This window comes from Saxibacter everestensis (genome assembly GCF_025787225.1).
GTDB classification, from domain to species: domain Bacteria; phylum Actinomycetota; class Actinomycetes; order Actinomycetales; family Brevibacteriaceae; genus Saxibacter; species Saxibacter everestensis.
The window spans coordinates 1,687,205-1,702,651 of record NZ_CP090958.1 but is presented as its reverse complement, the minus strand read 5'-3'; the positions used below and the strand labels follow the sequence as shown (position 1 = coordinate 1,702,651).

General features: G+C 63.9%; 18 protein-coding genes and 1 pseudogene. 14 read left to right on the top strand and 5 right to left on the bottom strand.

Annotation, left to right across the window (positions count from 1 at the left end; genetic code table 11):
* The 8 genes from sufB to LWF01_RS08175 all read left to right on the top strand — a co-directional run bounded on the left by sufB (position 1) and on the right by LWF01_RS08175 (position 6,470).
* Positions 1-1,428, top strand: a complete 1,428-nt coding sequence (gene sufB, locus LWF01_RS08210) for a Fe-S cluster assembly protein SufB (RefSeq protein ID WP_349640856.1) — start codon at positions 1-3, stop codon at positions 1,426-1,428.
* Positions 1,425-2,651, top strand: a complete 1,227-nt coding sequence (sufD, locus tag LWF01_RS08205; RefSeq protein WP_432762008.1) for a Fe-S cluster assembly protein SufD — start codon at positions 1,425-1,427, stop codon at positions 2,649-2,651. The genes sufB and sufD overlap by 4 nt, the downstream gene beginning before the upstream one ends.
* Positions 2,648-2,974, top strand: a complete 327-nt coding sequence (locus tag LWF01_RS08200; protein WP_432762007.1) for a non-heme iron oxygenase ferredoxin subunit — start codon at positions 2,648-2,650, stop codon at positions 2,972-2,974. Before sufD ends, LWF01_RS08200 begins: the two co-directional genes overlap by 4 nt.
* Positions 2,975-2,983: 9 nt before the next feature.
* Positions 2,984-3,751, top strand: coding sequence for a Fe-S cluster assembly ATPase SufC (gene sufC / locus LWF01_RS08195; RefSeq protein ID WP_349640546.1), 768 nt, complete (start codon positions 2,984-2,986; stop codon positions 3,749-3,751).
* An 8-nt stretch (positions 3,752-3,759) separates the two neighbouring features.
* Complete coding sequence (locus LWF01_RS08190; protein ID WP_349640545.1) at positions 3,760-5,067, top strand: aminotransferase class V-fold PLP-dependent enzyme; 1,308 nt, start codon at positions 3,760-3,762, stop codon at positions 5,065-5,067.
* On the top strand, positions 5,064-5,558 hold the full coding sequence (sufU, locus tag LWF01_RS08185; protein WP_349640544.1) for a Fe-S cluster assembly sulfur transfer protein SufU: 495 nt from the start codon (positions 5,064-5,066) through the stop codon (positions 5,556-5,558). Before LWF01_RS08190 ends, sufU begins: the two co-directional genes overlap by 4 nt.
* 1 nt (position 5,559) lies before the next feature.
* Positions 5,560-5,895: a metal-sulfur cluster assembly factor gene (locus LWF01_RS08180; RefSeq protein ID WP_349640543.1), complete on the top strand. Its 336-nt coding sequence runs from the start codon at positions 5,560-5,562 to the stop codon at positions 5,893-5,895.
* 194 nt (positions 5,896-6,089) lie between these two features.
* The gene (locus LWF01_RS08175; protein WP_349640542.1) at positions 6,090-6,470 is read left to right on the top strand and encodes a VOC family protein; all 381 of its coding nucleotides are present in this window, start codon (positions 6,090-6,092) and stop codon (positions 6,468-6,470) included.
* Between the two features lie 18 nt (positions 6,471-6,488).
* Here the strand turns inward: LWF01_RS08175 and ypfJ are convergent, their stop codons facing one another.
* Positions 6,489-7,412, bottom strand: coding sequence for a KPN_02809 family neutral zinc metallopeptidase (gene ypfJ / locus LWF01_RS08170; protein ID WP_349640541.1), 924 nt, complete (start codon positions 7,410-7,412; stop codon positions 6,489-6,491).
* Positions 7,413-7,497: 85 nt separating this feature from the next.
* Between ypfJ and LWF01_RS08165 the strand changes: the two genes are divergently transcribed.
* Positions 7,498-8,274 (top strand): RNase H family protein, encoded by a 777-nt coding sequence (locus LWF01_RS08165; protein WP_349640540.1) that lies wholly within the window; start codon positions 7,498-7,500, stop codon positions 8,272-8,274.
* A 135-nt stretch (positions 8,275-8,409) separates the two neighbouring features.
* Positions 8,410-10,008 carry an ABC-F family ATP-binding cassette domain-containing protein gene (locus LWF01_RS08160; protein WP_349640539.1) on the top strand — a complete coding sequence of 533 codons (1,599 nt, stop codon included), beginning with the start codon at positions 8,410-8,412 and terminating at the stop codon, positions 10,006-10,008.
* Positions 10,009-10,089: 81 nt separating this feature from the next.
* Here LWF01_RS08160 and LWF01_RS08155 read toward each other — a convergent pair whose 3' ends face one another.
* Positions 10,090-10,938: a MerR family transcriptional regulator gene (locus LWF01_RS08155; RefSeq protein ID WP_349640538.1), complete on the bottom strand. Its 849-nt coding sequence runs from the start codon at positions 10,936-10,938 to the stop codon at positions 10,090-10,092.
* Between the two features lie 41 nt (positions 10,939-10,979).
* Between LWF01_RS08155 and LWF01_RS08150 the strand changes: the two genes are divergently transcribed.
* Both LWF01_RS08150 and LWF01_RS08145 read left to right on the top strand, forming a co-directional pair.
* On the top strand, positions 10,980-11,468 hold the full coding sequence (locus LWF01_RS08150; protein WP_349640537.1) for a DUF6194 family protein: 489 nt from the start codon (positions 10,980-10,982) through the stop codon (positions 11,466-11,468).
* Positions 11,465-11,975: pseudogene (locus tag LWF01_RS08145) on the top strand (helix-turn-helix domain-containing protein); the annotation flags it as partial. The gene LWF01_RS08150 and the pseudogene LWF01_RS08145, both read left to right, overlap by 4 nt.
* A gap of 96 nt (positions 11,976-12,071) precedes the next feature.
* On the opposite strand, the gene LWF01_RS08140 reads toward LWF01_RS08145, so the two are convergent.
* From LWF01_RS08140 to LWF01_RS08130, 3 genes are read right to left on the bottom strand one after another with little or no spacing between them, the layout of a single operon-like run.
* Complete coding sequence (locus tag LWF01_RS08140) at positions 12,072-12,926, bottom strand: SURF1 family cytochrome oxidase biogenesis protein (RefSeq protein ID WP_349640536.1); 855 nt, start codon at positions 12,924-12,926, stop codon at positions 12,072-12,074.
* 17 nt (positions 12,927-12,943) lie between these two features.
* A complete protein-coding gene (locus LWF01_RS08135; RefSeq protein ID WP_349640535.1) occupies positions 12,944-13,207 on the bottom strand; it encodes a hypothetical protein in 264 nt (87 codons plus the stop codon).
* Entirely contained in the window at positions 13,194-13,649 is a 456-nt protein-coding gene (locus LWF01_RS08130) for a DUF3099 domain-containing protein (protein WP_349640534.1), read from the bottom strand. Before LWF01_RS08130 ends, LWF01_RS08135 begins: the two co-directional genes overlap by 14 nt.
* A 164-nt stretch (positions 13,650-13,813) precedes the next feature.
* Between LWF01_RS08130 and LWF01_RS08125 the strand changes: the two genes are divergently transcribed.
* The gene (locus LWF01_RS08125) at positions 13,814-14,551 is read left to right on the top strand and encodes a beta-ketoacyl-ACP reductase (RefSeq protein WP_349640533.1); all 738 of its coding nucleotides are present in this window, start codon (positions 13,814-13,816) and stop codon (positions 14,549-14,551) included.
* A 51-nt stretch (positions 14,552-14,602) separates the two neighbouring features.
* Entirely contained in the window at positions 14,603-15,370 is a 768-nt protein-coding gene (fabI, locus tag LWF01_RS08120; protein ID WP_349640532.1) for an enoyl-ACP reductase FabI, read from the top strand.
* Positions 15,371-15,447 lie beyond the last annotated feature (77 nt).

Genomic DNA, 15,447 nt, shown 5'->3' with positions numbered 1-15,447 from the left:
ATGTCTACGACTAACCCGATTCTGGACGCAAATCCAGAACTGAAGGACATTGGCAACTACGCCTATGGCTGGTCCGACGCAACCGATGCAGGTGCCACCGCACAGCGTGGCCTGTCTGAGGCGGTCGTCCGCAATATCTCGAACCTGAAGAGCGAGCCGGAATGGATGCTGAAGAACCGGCTCAAAGGCCTTCGTCTGTTTGAAAAGAAACCGATGCCGACCTGGGGCGCAGACCTGACCGGTATCCACTTCGACGACATCAAGTACTTCGTCCGTTCCACGGAGAAGCAGGCGACCTCCTGGGAGGACCTGCCCGAGGACATCAAGAACACCTACGATCGGCTGGGTATCCCCGAGGCGGAGAAGCAGCGCCTGGTTGCCGGCGTCGCTGCTCAGTACGAGTCCGAGGTCGTCTACCACCAGATCAACGAAGAGCTCGAGAAGCAGGGTGTCATCTTCATGGACACCGACACCGCGCTACGCGAGCACCCGGAATTCTTCGATAAGTACTACGGCACGGTGATTCCGGCCGGCGACAACAAGTTCGCTTCGCTGAACACTGCAGTCTGGTCCGGCGGATCGTTCATCTACGTGCCGCCAGGCGTGCACGTCGAGATCCCGCTGCAGGCCTACTTCCGGATCAACACCGAGAACATGGGGCAGTTCGAGCGCACGCTGATCATCGCCGACGAGGGCTCCTACGTGCACTACGTCGAAGGCTGCACCGCTCCGATTTACTCCACCGACTCGCTGCACTCGGCGGTCGTGGAGATCATCGTGAAGAAGAACGCCCGGGTTCGGTACACCACGATCCAGAACTGGTCGAATAACGTCTACAACCTGGTGACCAAGCGTGCGATCGCCGAAGAGGGCGCCACGATGGAATGGGTGGACGGCAATATCGGATCCAAGGTCACGATGAAGTACCCCGCGATCTACCTGACCGGCGAGCACGCCAAGGGTGAGACCCTTTCGGTGGCTTTCGCCGGCGAGGGCCAGCACCAGGACACCGGTGCCAAGATGGTGCATTCTGCACCGCACACCTCGTCGTCGATTGTGTCGAAGTCGGTTGCCCGTGGCGGTGGCCGCGCCTCCTACCGCGGACTTGTCCAGGTACAGCCCGGCGCTGAGCATTCCTCGAACACGGTTCTGTGTGACGCCCTGCTGGTTGACAGCATCTCCCGCTCCGACACCTACCCGTACGTCGACATCCGTGAGGACGAAGTTTCTCTCGGGCACGAGGCGACTGTGTCAAAGGTCAGCGAGGACCAGCTGTTCTACCTGATGTCACGTGGCCTGGACGAACTTGAGGCGATGGCAATGATCGTTCGCGGCTTCATCGAGCCGATCGCACGCGAACTGCCGATGGAATACGCGCTCGAGCTGAACAGGCTGATCGAGCTCCAGATGGAAGGTGCCGTCGGTTGAGCGAGCAGCTACTTAGCACCGATAGCACCGCAGCAGCCAAGGAGGCAGAACACAAGGTGTCACAACAGCACGGCAACGTCGCGCACTCGCACGGGGCCGGTACGGAGATCCCCAAGCAGTCGCGCGACGAGCGGATCAGGTCGATCAATCCGGCGGACTACCCTGCGATCAACGGTCGTGAGGAGGAATGGCGCTTCACGCCTTTGGCGCGACTGCGTGGCCTGGACACCGCCGAACTCACCGGACCCGCGCCCAAGCTCGAGGTCAAGTCGCCCGCAGAGGTCAACGTCGAGACAGTCGGCCGCGACGATGCCCGGATCGGGACTTCCGGACTGCCTGACGAGAAGATAGCGTCATCGGCTTGGGCCTCCTTCAAGGAGGCCACCGTGGTGACCATCCCACGCGAGGTCGAGGCAAGCAGCGAGGTGCAGCTGACATACACCGGAACCGAGCTGACTCCTGCTGCCGCACACACCGTGATCAACGCCGAAGCCTTCTCGAAGGCCGTCGTCGTCGTTGACTACCGGGGCAGCGCCGTGCTGGCCGACAACCTTGAAATCATCGTCGGCGACTCGGCATCACTCACCGTGGTAGCCATCCACGACTGGGACGACGACGCCGTGCACCTTGCGGCGCACCATGCCAAGGTCGGCCGGGACGCGAAGTTGAAGCACATCGCCATCACCCTCGGTGGCAACCTGGTCCGGCTGACCCCGAACGGCACCTATGCCGGTCCCGGTGGCGAACTGGAAATGCTCGGCGTGTACTTCGCCGATGCAGGCCAGCATTTCGAGCAGCGTCTCTTCGTCGATCACGCCACCGAGAGCTGCACCTCGAACGTCAAGTACAAGGGAGCCCTGCAGGGCGATGGCGCGCACACGATCTGGGTTGGCGATGTGCTGATTCGCCCGACAGCGATCGGCATCAACACCTACGAGCTGAACCGCAACCTGGTGCTGACCGATGGCGCCCGGGCCGATTCGGTGCCGAACCTTGAGATCGAGACAGGCGAGATCGAAGGCGCCGGACACGCTTCGGCGACCGGACGCTTCGATGAGGAACACCTGTTCTACCTGCGCTCACGAGGAATCTCCGAGACAGAAGCACGTCGTCTGGTGGTGCGCGGATTCTTCAACGAGGTCATCCAGCAGATCCGCGTTCCGGATGTCGAACGCCGGCTCAGCGACGCTATCGAGCTCGAACTGGCCAGGAGCATGGTGTGAGTTTTGTTCCGGCATGCGGCGTGGACGAGGTACCCGAAGAAGGCGCAAAGCGTTGCGTCATCAACGGGCGCCCCGTCGCCGTCGTGCGCGATGCAGATGGCGCGTTCCACGCTATCGACGACATCTGCAGCCACGACGAGATCTCGCTCTCCGAAGGCGAGGTCGACGGCTGCACCATCGAATGCTGGCTGCACGGCTCGGTGTTCGACTTGACCACCGGAGCGCCACTCAGTCCGCCGGCAATAACGCCGGTAGCCGTCTTTCCCGTCCAGCAGCAAGGCACCGACCTGCTGGTGGACGTGGACACCACAATCAATAACTAGGAGTTTTAGATGTCCACTCTCGAAATTCGCGACCTGCATGTCAGCGTCGAAACCGAATCCGGTCCCAAGGAGATCCTGCGCGGCGTAGACCTCGACATCTCCCAGAACGAGACGCACGCCATCATGGGCCCCAACGGATCCGGCAAGTCCACGCTGGCCTACTCACTGGCGGGTCACCCGAAGTACAAGGTGACGTCCGGAACGGCCAAGCTGGACGGCGAGGACCTGCTGTCGCTCAGTGTCGACGAGCGGGCCCGCGCCGGCCTGTTCCTCGCCATGCAGTACCCGGTAGAGGTTCCCGGCGTCACCGTCTCGAACTTCCTGCGGTCGGCCAAGACCGCCATCGATGGCGAAGCCCCGAACCTGCGCCACTGGGTCAAAGACATGAAGACCGCCATGGAGCGGCTCAAGGTCGACCCGGTCTTCGCGGAGCGCAATGTGAACGAAGGGTTCTCCGGCGGTGAGAAGAAGCGGCACGAGATTCTGCAGATGGAGCTCCTGCAGCCGAAGTTCGGCATTCTGGACGAGACCGACTCGGGCCTGGACGTCGATGCGCTGAAGGTTGTCTCCGAAGGAGTTAACCGCGTTCGCGAGAACAGCGACATCGGCATCATGCTGATCACCCACTACACGCGTATTCTGCGCTACATAACGCCCGACCACGTGCACGTGTTCGTCGCCGGCCGGGTGGCCGAAGAGGGCGGTCCGGAACTGGCCGACCGCCTCGAATCAGAGGGCTACGACCGCTACGTGCAGGCCGCCGCAGCCAAGGCGTGAGCTCAGCCATGACCGCATTGGATTCCGCTAGGACGCAGCCGTTGGAGGCTGCCGAGGTCGCCCGGATCAGGAACGATTTCCCGATCTTTGACGTCACCGTCAACGGATACGAGCTTGCTTACCTCGATTCCGGTGCAACCTCGCAGAAGCCGGTCAGCGTGCTCGAAGCCGAGCAGGAGTTCTACGCCCAGCGGAATTCCGCCGTGCACCGCGGCGCGCATCAGCTCGCGGTGGCGGCTACCGACGCCTTCGAGGCGGCACGGGCCACGGTCGCGCAGTTCATCGGCGCGGCCGACAACGAGGTGGTGTGGACCAAGAACGCCACCGAGGCGCTCAACATAGTGGCGTACGGCATGTCGAATGCCTCCTTGGGGCGCGGGGGAGCGGCGTCTCGCCGGTTCGCCCTCGCGCCGGGGGATGAACTCGTGGTGACCGAGATGGAACACCACGCCAACCTCGTGCCGTGGCAGGAACTTGCGGCCCGCACAGGAGCCACGCTGCGGTTTATCCCGATCCTGGCCGACGGCAGGCTGGATCTCGATGCGGCCGCGTCAATCATCGGTCCGCGCACCCGGCTGCTGGCGGTCACGCACGCGTCGAATGTGCTCGGGACCATCAACCCGATCGCCGAACTGGTTGCGATGGCCCGCGCACATGACGCTCTCGTCGTGCTGGATGCCTGCCAATCCGTGCCGCACCTCACGGTGGACGTCAAAGAGCTCGATATCGACTTCGCCGCGTTCTCCGGGCACAAGATGCTGGGGCCTACTGGCATCGGCGTGCTCTACGGGAAGGCAGAGCTTCTCGACGCACTCCCGCCCGTGCTTACCGGCGGGTCGATGATCACGACGGTCACGATGGAAGCCGCGGACTACCTGCCGGCGCCGCAGCGCTTCGAGGCCGGCACCCAGCCGATCGCGGAGGCTGTTGGCCTGGCCGCCGCGGTGAACTACCTGTCCGAGACCGGAATGGAGCGCATTGCCGGCTGGGAAGCGCACCTCGCGGAGCGCCTCGCTGCCGGCATCGCCGCGATTCCGGGAGTCCGACTGCTCGGGCCGCCACCGGGCGAGGAGCGGATCGCCGTGGCGAGCTTCGACGTCGACGGCGTGCATGCCCACGACGTCGGACAGTTCCTGGACGACCGGGGTGTCGCCGTCCGGGTCGGCCACCACTGTGCACAGCCACTGCACCGCAGGCTTGGACTGACCGCGACCACCCGCGCCAGTGGTTACCTTTACACGACCGACGCCGAAATCGATGTATTTCTGGCCGGTCTGGCTGAGGTCCGGAGCTTCTTCGGGGTTGATGCCGCATGAGTGCGAGTCTGGAACAGCTTTACCAGCAGGTAATTCTCGACCATTCGAAGGCCCGGCACGGCAATCAGGAGTTCGCTGCCGACCTGGCTAGCCGCCGGCTGAGCGGCACGACGATGGAAGACGGCGTCGGCAGCTCGCATCAGATCAACCCGACGTGCGGTGACGAGATCACCGTCGAGGTGCGTTTCGACCCGGAAACCGGTATCGAGGAAACCCGCTGGGACGGCCGTGGCTGCTCGATCTCGATGGCCTCGGCATCCGTGCTGACGTCGCTGGCCGAAGAATCCGACCTGGAATCACTGGCCAGGATTCAGGATGCGTTTCGCGAACTGATGCACTCACGGGGAAAGCTCGATGCCGACGAGGAACTGCTCGGCGATGCCGCCGCTTTCCAGGGCGTCTCCCGCTACCCGGCACGGATAAAGTGCGCGATGCTTGCCTGGACGGCATTTGAAGACGCTTTGCGCCAAGCCCGATTAACTAAGGACTGAAATGGACCAGATACTCGCGGAACCGGTACCGGCTACGCCTGCCGATGTTGAAGAAGCAATGAAGGATGTCGTCGACCCGGAACTCGGGGTCAATGTCGTCGATCTCGGGCTCGTCTACGGAGTGTCGATCGAAGAAGACGGCAGCGCCGTGATTGAGATGACGCTGACCTCGGCGGCTTGCCCGCTCACCGACGTGCTGGAAGACCAGACCCGGGCGTGCCTGGATGGCATCGTGCCCGATTACCGGCTCAACTGGGTGTGGATGCCGCCGTGGGGTCCGGAGAAGATCACCGAGGACGGCCGTGAACAAATGCGTGCGCTTGGGTTCAATATCTAGGCTGCGTTGTCTAGGTATGCCTGAAGCTGCGTTGTCTAGGCTGAATCGCGGCTGAGCTTTCTAGGCTGGATCGCGGCTGAGCTTTCTAGGCTGGATCGCGGCTGAGCTTTCTAGGCTGGATCGCGGCTGAGCTTTCTAGGCTGGACCGCACTAGGTTAACGACGCTCGGCCGGCGTGGCTGCTACTGTCATGGCATGCTCAATCACGTCGGAATCCAGGTCGGCGATGTCGAGGCCTCATTGCAGTTCTACCTGCGCGTCTTCGGGCCGATAGGGATGCGCGAGGCGGTCCGTATACCGCTCGATGCCGCTCCGGTGATCGGCCTGAGCGGACCGGATGGTGTTCCCGACTTTTGGCTCAGTCAGGCCGACGGCGTCGAGACCCGGGAACTCCACCTCGCCTTTGCCGCTACCGATCGCGAAGCCGTGGACGCCGTGTACGAGGCCGCGCGGGACGGCGGTGCGGAGGTCTTGCATTCTCCGCGGGAGTGGCCCGAGTACCACCCCGGCTATTACGCCGTGTTCCTCCGTGACCCGGATAGCCACAACGTCGAAGCAGTCTTCCACGGCGGCTAGCTGGTCAGGCTCTGTTCGTCACACCCGGTCAACAGCGAAGGTGTCGCACTTGGCGAGGTCCCCGGAGGTGTAGCCGGCAATGAACCACTTCTGTCGCTGCTCGGCGGAACCATGCGTCCACGATTCCGGAGTGACCCGGCCCTGAGCCTTCTGCTGAATGCGGTCGTCGCCTACCGCGGCGGCGGCGGACAGCGCGTCACTGACATCCTGTTCGGTGAGTTCTTCTAGGTACGGCTTGCCGGTTTCCGGGTCATTTGTGGTCGCGGCATGCGCCGCCCACAGACCGGCATAGCAGTCGGCCTGCAGCTCGACTCGGACAGCCCCGGACTGTTCACCCTGCGGATCCTGCTGAGCTTTGCCGAGAGTGCCGGTCAGGTTCTGAATGTGATGGCCCCATTCGTGGGCGACGACATACTCCTCGGCGAGCGGCCCGCCGCTGGAACCGTAGTCGCTCTTGAGTACCTGGAAGAAGTCCGTGTCGAAGTACGCGGTTTCATCGGATGGGCAGTAGAAAGGCCCCATCTCCGAGTTGCCGACGCCACAGCCGGTGTCCCACTGCCCATTTTCCAACGCGGCCTCCGGTGCCCGGTACGAGATCCCGTAATCAGGCAGATATCCCTGCCAGAACGCGTTTAGGCTGTTCACCGTGCCAACGACCCGGCAGTCGGCCTGCTCGTTGGCATCCTGGCCGGTCCGGCATTCGGAAAGGTCTCCGGACGAAGTCGACCTGCCCGAGCTCGAATCATCGGTCAGGCCAATGCTGGTGAGCGCTTCCGGGCCGAAGAAGACGGCGACGAGAATAACCACGACGAGGCCGCCAAGGCCGCCGCCCAGCTTCAGGCCACCACCCCGTCGAGAACCTCCGCCCCCGCGGAAACCACCGCCGCCGCGGCGGTCGCTGACCTGGGAGGTGTCGAGGCGGCTGTTCGGATCGAAGCTCACGTTCGATAGTTTAGTGCGCGGGACAGACCATTGGCCGATCAGCTGGTGGAAACGAGTAGACGTTAATGACGAAACAGGAGACCCGATGACGATCCGCGCAGCTGCCGACGGCTCGGCGCTAGGTAATCCAGGGCCGGCCGGCTGGGCGTGGTACGTCAGCGATGACTGCTGGGCGGCGGGCGGTTGGCCTCGGGCTACCAACAATCAGGGTGAGCTGAACGCCGTGCTTCAACTGTTCCGGGCATCACGCGGCATCAACGAGGACCTGCACGTGATGTGCGACAGCCAGTATGTGATCAAGGCCATTACGCAGTGGATGCCGGGCTGGAAGCGTCGCGGCTGGCGAAAGGCGGATGGCTCGCCGGTGCTCAATCAGGAGCTGCTCAGGGCACTCGATGCCGAGCTGCAGGGGCGCAGTTATCGGTTCGAGTGGGTGAAGGGCCATGCCAACCACGCGATGAACGAGGCGGCCGACGAGCGAGCCCGTGGCGCGGCGACGGCGTATCAGCGCAAGTCCGCGGTGCCTGAGGGTCCGGGCTGGACGCTCGGCGGCTCAACCGCTGACGCCGTTGGCCAGCCACCCGCGGCGGACTACGGAGGCGGCGGGCAGGTACCTCCGGTCGACATCGGAGGCGGACGGCTGCACGCGATGGACGCGCCGCCATCTCTGTTCGACGAACCGGCGCAGACCGAACGGGCGCAGACCGAACGGGCGCAGACCGGATCGGCGGGGGCTGCCCGGCAATTAAGCGTTGAGCTTCATCCCGAGCAGTTTGCCGCGTTAACCGAACGAGCCCGCGCCCGGGGATTGAGCCCCGAGACTCTGCTGCGGGAGATCGTAACCGAATCTCTCGGTGCCTGAGGTCCGATGTGCCGCATCTCGCACCGGGATTCGGCGGCGACGATACTTATCGATGCGACGGGGGACGTGCGCGGGCAGTAGACTGGTGAGGTTGCCATTTTCGGGCGACAACCCAATTTTGAAGAGGTTGAATCTGTGATTTCCGTCCAGGATCTTGAGCTGCGCGCCGGTGCCCGGCTGCTCATGGGGGGCGTGAACTTCCGAGTCGACAAGGGCGATCGCGTCGGATTGGTCGGCCGAAACGGCGCAGGTAAGACCACTCTGACTAAGGTACTGGCGGGTGAAGGCACTCCCGCGGGCGGCACCGTGGCCCGCAAAGGCGATATCGGCTACCTGCCACAGGATCCCCGAACCGGAGACCTCGAAGTACTGGCGCGCGACCGGATCCTCGCCGCCCGTGATCTCGACGGCGTAATCCGGCGTATGCGCCGCGCGGAGGAGGACATGGCCGGCGATGATCCGAATCGCCGCGACCGTGCGATGGCTAAGTACTCCAGGCTGGAAGAGGAGTTCATCGCGAAGGGTGGGTACGCGAGCGAGTCCGAGGCCGACGCCATCGCCAGCAACCTGGGCCTGGACAGCCGGATTCTCAACCAACCGCTCAATACGCTCTCCGGTGGTCAACGGCGGCGTGTGGAGCTTTCGCGAATCCTGTACGCCAACGTCGACACGATGCTGCTCGACGAGCCGACCAACCACCTCGACGCAGAGTCGGTCGTCTGGCTTCGCGACTACCTCAAGACCTACCCGGGCGCGCTGATCGTGATCAGCCACGATGTCGAGTTGCTCGACCAGACGGTGAACAAGGTCTTCCACCTGGATGCCAACCGGGCGCTGATCGACGTCTACTCACTCGGCTGGTCTGCATATCTGAAGCAACGCGAGATCGACGAGCGTCGTCGGAAGCGCGAGCGGGCAAACGCGGAGAAGAAGGCTTCCGCGCTGATGGCGCAGTCGGACAAGATGCGGGCGAAGGCCACCAAGACCGTCGCCGCGCAGAACATGGCGCGGCGCGCGGAGCGGCTGCTGTCCGGACTCGAGGACGAACGGGTCCAGGACAAGGTCGCGCACCTTCGTTTCCCGACCCCGAAGGCCTGCGGACGGGTTCCTCTGACCGCGGAGGGCCTGAGCAAGGCGTACGGATCGCTCGAGATCTTCACCGGCGTCGACCTGGCCATCGATCGAGGCACCCGAGTCGTCGTCCTGGGCTTCAACGGAGCAGGCAAAACGACACTGCTGCGGATGCTCGCCGGAGTGGACTCCCCGGATAGCGGCGAGGTGATCGCCGGTCACGGACTGAAGCTGGGATACTTCGCCCAGGAGCACGACACCCTGGATGTCTCACGCACGGTGCTGGAAAACATGCGGTCCGAGGCGCCGGACCTGGACGACACAGCTGTGCGCAGTGTGCTCGGCTCGTTCCTGTTCTCCGGCGACGACGTGCACAAGCCGGCGAGCGTTCTCTCCGGGGGTGAGAAGACCCGATTGGCACTGGCAACCCTGGTGGTTTCCGCGGCCAACGTGTTGCTGCTGGACGAGCCGACCAACAACCTGGACCCTGCCAGTCGCGAAGAGGTGCTCGGCGCCATCCGCAATTACGAGGGTGCAATCGTGCTGGTCACCCACGATGATGGCGCCGTCGAGGCATTGCAGCCGGACCGGGTGCTGCTGCTTCCGGATGGCGACGAGGACCTTTGGAATGACTCGTACCAGGACCTCGTCTCGCTCGCCTAGCGATCAGGCCGGGCCGGAAACCAGGTCGGGGAGTCGTCCACGGCTGAACCCGGGCTGGCAGCTAGGCGGCCCGCACGGAGATTAGGTCCGGGAGCTCGTCGACGGCCGGAACCCGGGACTGGGCCGGAAGTGCGGGGCCAGCAGCCCGTCGGCCGATAGCGCCGGACGGGAGCTGGTGTTGCTGGCCGGAACGTTGCTGACAGCTGGTGAGCGCAGCAGGGCGGAGAGATCTGTGCCGGCGCGGAGCAGCGCGTCGGAGCGGGCGGCAATGCTCTGCAGTCGGTCTTGGAGGGCGTTGCGTGCATCTATGGTGTTGTCGAGTGTGCGCAGGGATGTCATGACGGCTTGGACTGCGGGGATCCGGTATCTGCCTGCGCGGAGAGCGGCGACGATCCGGGCGTCTCTCACGGCGTCCGGCGGGTAGCGTCGTGCGGCGAGTGGTTCTCGTCGTTCGAGGTTGATCAGTCCTTCCTGTTCCCAGAAGCGGAGCGTGGAGGAGCGTACACCGAGCGCGGCGGAGAGTTCTGTGATGCTCATCGTGTCGCCTGGTGCTGGGGGAGCGTCGTGGGCGCTTTCATCGACGATGCTGTCGAGGGCGTGGAGCGCGGCGATCGTATCGGCGCGGGAGCGGGCGAGGTCGACGTGAAGTGCGACTATACGCGCGATGGCTTCGTCGGACGGCAGATGACGCATTTCGCGCATTGTCGACCGGGCGGCCACGGGGCCGGCCGCGATCGCCAGGTGGCGGTACGCGCGTAGCGCTGTCACGTGAATGCTGGTGAACTGCCGATATCCGTTGGGCTGTCGAACTGCTGGCGGGATGACGTCGAGGTGTTCGAGGTCTCGGATCTGCTGCACCGAGTAACCGGAGAGAGCGGCGAGACGACTCGTCGTGTATCGCTCGGAGTCGAGAGCGGCGGCGTCCGTCATGCGGCAACCCTCCATAAGCACTTCACGTTCACACTTGAACCATGTCTATGGAACAGATCTTGTCAGAAATCCGAACCTACGATGGTCTCCTTGAGCTCGCGCCCCTGCCAGGCAGCGAACATCCCGAGATCTCGTGGGGCGACTTCTACTTCTACTACGCCCCGGACAGGCGGGTACCGCGCAACCGCCAGCCATACGCGACGATCGTGACGAACGACTACCCGGGCGACACCCAGTCTCGCCTCGGTGTCGATGATCGCTGGCGACTGAACATCCACGTCGGTTCACAGGTCTTCACCGAACTCCTCGGATACCCGTCCGAAGAGATCGAGGAGTCGGGCGCGGACTACGGCACCACGGACGCGTTCCTTCCCCACCCACTGTATGGCGCTTACGGGTGGGTATGCGTCGTGAACCCTGGAGGAGCAACGATCAATCGCGCGCTGGAAGCCCTCCGCGGCGCACATCTGGCTGACCGGCGACGAGTGGAGCGCCGGCAGAGCCGGAGCGAAGCCTCGCGGACCGAATGAGCATCAGAGTTCACTGGAATGCACCGCTGACAGTGGAAGGCCGAAAACGGCTTGCCGAGCGCTGCCGCAGCCACCCGATCGCTCACATCGCCGCAGAGGTGGCATCTCCCGCGCGACCGCATCGAAGTGGGTCAACCGTTACAAGCAGTTCGGCGGGATCGCCTCTTCGACCGTTCCTCGACTCCGCTCCGTCAGCCCACGGCAACCGACAACGAGGTTGTAAAGCGGTCGAATGGATGCGCCGCGAGGGCAAGTGGCCGACGGCGTGGATCGAGTTCGAGCTCGCTCTCGAAGGCACCACGATCAGTCGCCGCAGAGTCTCGCACATCTTGCTCCAGCTCGGCCTCAATCGCAGGCGGTTCATCGACTCGACCGGGGGAGACCAATCGTGAGCCGCAGCGGATCGTCGCCGAACGTCCCGGGCACATGGTGCATTTCGACGTGAAGAAGGTCGGCCGTATCCCCGACGGCGGTGGCTCGCGCGTCCACGGGCGCGACAGCCCCAAGCGCGCTCCGTCGAACGACGGACAACCACCCGCGTCGGTAGTTCTCATTGCCGTCAACAACCTCCTGACCTCCATACAGCCAGGCCGCAACTCGGGGCTAGAAACCCTGTTCGGCCAGGATGGCGTCTTCTTCTTCCTCGGCGCTGCGGCGCTTGCGCCTCCGCGGTGGGGTGCTGGCCGTACTGCCGGTGGCAGGACTGCTGGCGTCGGCCAGTTCCGCGGACTCCCTGCGGTTCCGTGCTTCGGTGCGCGCCGCGTAGGCGTATCCGATGAAAATCATCAGGCCGAAGCAGAACCATTGCATCCCGTAGGACAGATGTGGGCCCTCATCGATTGACGGCTTCGTCAACCGGTCGGGAGTTACGGTTGCCGCGGGGGATTCGGACTGCATAAGCGCGTAACCCGACTGGTAGAGCGCGGAATCGCTTGGCACCGATGCGGGGTTGATCGCGGTTATCTGGCCCTCCGGCGAGCCCTGGCCGATTCCGGTCTGGATGGGGCGGAGCCAGGCGGTAACAGTGACCTGGCCTGCCGCCGGCTGCGGAACGGATTCCGGTACGCCGCCGGAGCTGCTGGTGCTGACCCAGCCGCGATCGACCAGGATTGCGTCCCCGCTGTCCAATACGAAAGGAACGATGATCTCGTACCCCGACTGCTGATGGAGCGGCCGGTTCCGAGCCAGCACCGTCTCGTCGGTGGAATAGCTGCCATGGAGCACGACCCGGGTCCACTCGGCCGAGGCGGGCAGCTCAGCGGTACGGCTGCCGATAACCTCGTCCAGTCGCTTGACCGAACCGTCGTAGTTGTTGGTGACCTTGCTGATTTCGACCAGCTTCTGATCGCGGCGGTCCAGCTGCCACATGCCAAGGCCCACGCAGGCTATCGCCAGGACGATTGCGCCGGCCAAATAGCCAAGCCAGCGTCGGGAGATCAAGAATCGGTACTGCTGCATGCCTAGCCTGTGACCTCCTAACCCGCGTCTGCCGGGATGTCTGCGAGCGCCAGGGTCTCCTTGTGCAGCCCCCGCGAGGTCAGGTACTGCTGCAACCAGTCTCGATGTTCGTCGCAGCTGAGCCAGACCTTGCGGCGGACCGGGGTGTGAATCCTGGGATTGTTCCACAGCAGTCCCCAGGAGGCGCTTTGGTGACAAGCTTTGCGCGAGCAGCGTGGCTCTGGCGTCGACTCCCATTCATTCTCGCCGCCCGACGGCCGGCCCAGGTCAAATACGCTCATCGTCGGAACCTCTGTCGTCGGGCTGATCGGAGACGACCTCGCCGGCGATCACATCGTTCGACCCTGACGCGGATCCGTTGCCTGCGTCATCGGCGCTAGCGGACCGGGCATCGCCATCCGGGATGTGCGTGGCAGCCTGGTCATTCTCGCCGGTCATCGGGGTCGCGGTGAGCTGCTCTTGCGGCGGAGCGGCGATGAACGTGTCGTTCTGGTAGGTGTGAGCCTCCCTGCCCGCATTCGCGAGGACGACCGCAACGTATGGCAAGACGATTGCTCCCGTGATGGCGACCCAGCGCAGCCAGCCGTCCACAAGGAATGCACCCACTATGCACACCATGCGGATTCCCATCGACACGGAGTACTTGATCATCCGTGATTTGATGTCGTCGGCATGGGAGAGTGGTGCGTTCGTGACCCGAGGAACCTCGTGTCTCGTTCTCATGGCTGCGTTCCCGCCCGGAGTCGCGTCCCTGTGTGGGCTTCAATCGACAAAATAACGTGTAGTTTCATTGTCTCACTCCCACCAAATCGACGGTGAATGCCCCCGGATCGGCTACGGTGCAGTGTGCACACCAAATTTCCCGCGCGATCCCAAGGAGCCTGACTGTGGCGCAACCCACGACCGAACAACACGCCTCTCAACCGCGAACCGTGCTTGTCACGGGCGGAAACCGGGGAATCGGCAGAAGCATCGCCGAGGCGTTCGTGGCGGCCGGTGATCGGGTGGCCGTTACCTCCCGCAATGGCGACGCACCGGATGGAGCCTTCGCCGTCGCGGCCGACGTGACCGACTCCGGTTCGGTCGACGCCGCCTTCAAGGCGGTAGAGGAGAAGTTCGGTCCGGTGGAAGTCGTGGTGGCGAATGCCGGCATCACCCGGGACACCCTTTTGCTCCGGATGAGCGAGGAGGATTTCACCGACGTTGTCGACACGAACCTCACCGGCGCCTTCCGGGTGGTCAAGCGGGCTAGCAAGGGCATGCTCAAACTGAAGCGCGGTCGCGTCATCCTGATCTCCTCTGTCGTCGGGCTGTACGGCTCGCCGGGGCAGATCAACTATGCGGCTTCGAAGTCCGGTCTGGTCGGCATCGCGAGGTCGCTAACCCGTGAGCTCGGCAGCCGCAACATAACAGCCAACGTGGTCGCGCCCGGCTTTATAGCGACCGATATGACGGCGGCTCTTCCCGAGGCGCAGCAGCAGGCTTACCTCGGCTCGATTCCGGCAGGACGCTTCGGCCAACCCGAAGAGGTTGCCCGCGTGGTGCGCTGGCTCAGTGGCGAAGACGCCGGCTACATCAGCGGTGCAGTCATCCCGGTCGACGGCGGCCTGGGCATGGGTCACTAAGCGGACAGTGCGAAAATAGACCACATCACCTCCTAGGTACAAGGAATCTTCATGGGCATTCTGGACGGAAAACGTCTTCTCATCACCGGCGTCCTCACCGAGTCGTCGATCGCATTCTCGGCAGCGCGTCTCGCGCAGGAGCAGGGCGCGACGGTCGTGCTCTCGTCGTTCGGCCGTCAATCCAAGATCACCCAGGCCATCGCGCGACGCCTGCCCACGCCGGCTCCGGTGATCGAGTTGGACGCGACGAACGCCGACGATCTCGCCGCCCTGCCGGACCGGCTCCGTGAACACGTCGACGGGCTGGATGGCGTGGTGCATGCCATTGCCTTCGCTCCCAAGACGGCGCTCGGCGGCAACTTCCTGAAGACTGAATGGGAGGACGTGGCGACTGCCCTGCATGTTTCGGCCTACTCGTTGAAGGCGATCACCGTCGCAGCCCAGCCGTTGCTCAGCAGAGGATCATCGGTTGTCGGCCTGACTTTCGATGGCCGATTTGCTTGGCCGACGTACGACTGGATGGGTGTGTCCAAGGCCACGTTCGAGTCGACCGCCCGGTATTTGTCGAAGTTCCTCGGACCAGAAGGAATCCGGGTCAACCTGGTATCCGCTGGGCCATTGCGCACCACGGCAGCAAAGTCGATTCCGGGATTCGAGACCTTCGAGGACACCTGGACCCAGCGGGCGCCGCTGGGTTGGGACAACAAGGACACCGAACCGGCTGGGCGCGCCATCGTTGCGCTGCTCTCAGACTGGTTCCCTGCGACCACGGGCGAAATGGTGCATGTGGACGGCGGGCTGCACGCCACCGGCGCGTAACAGCCCAAGCTGGGGGCGCACAAGAGCGTGCCCCTGACTCGCATAGCCGGTTCGCATCACCGTTCGAAGCCTCATTC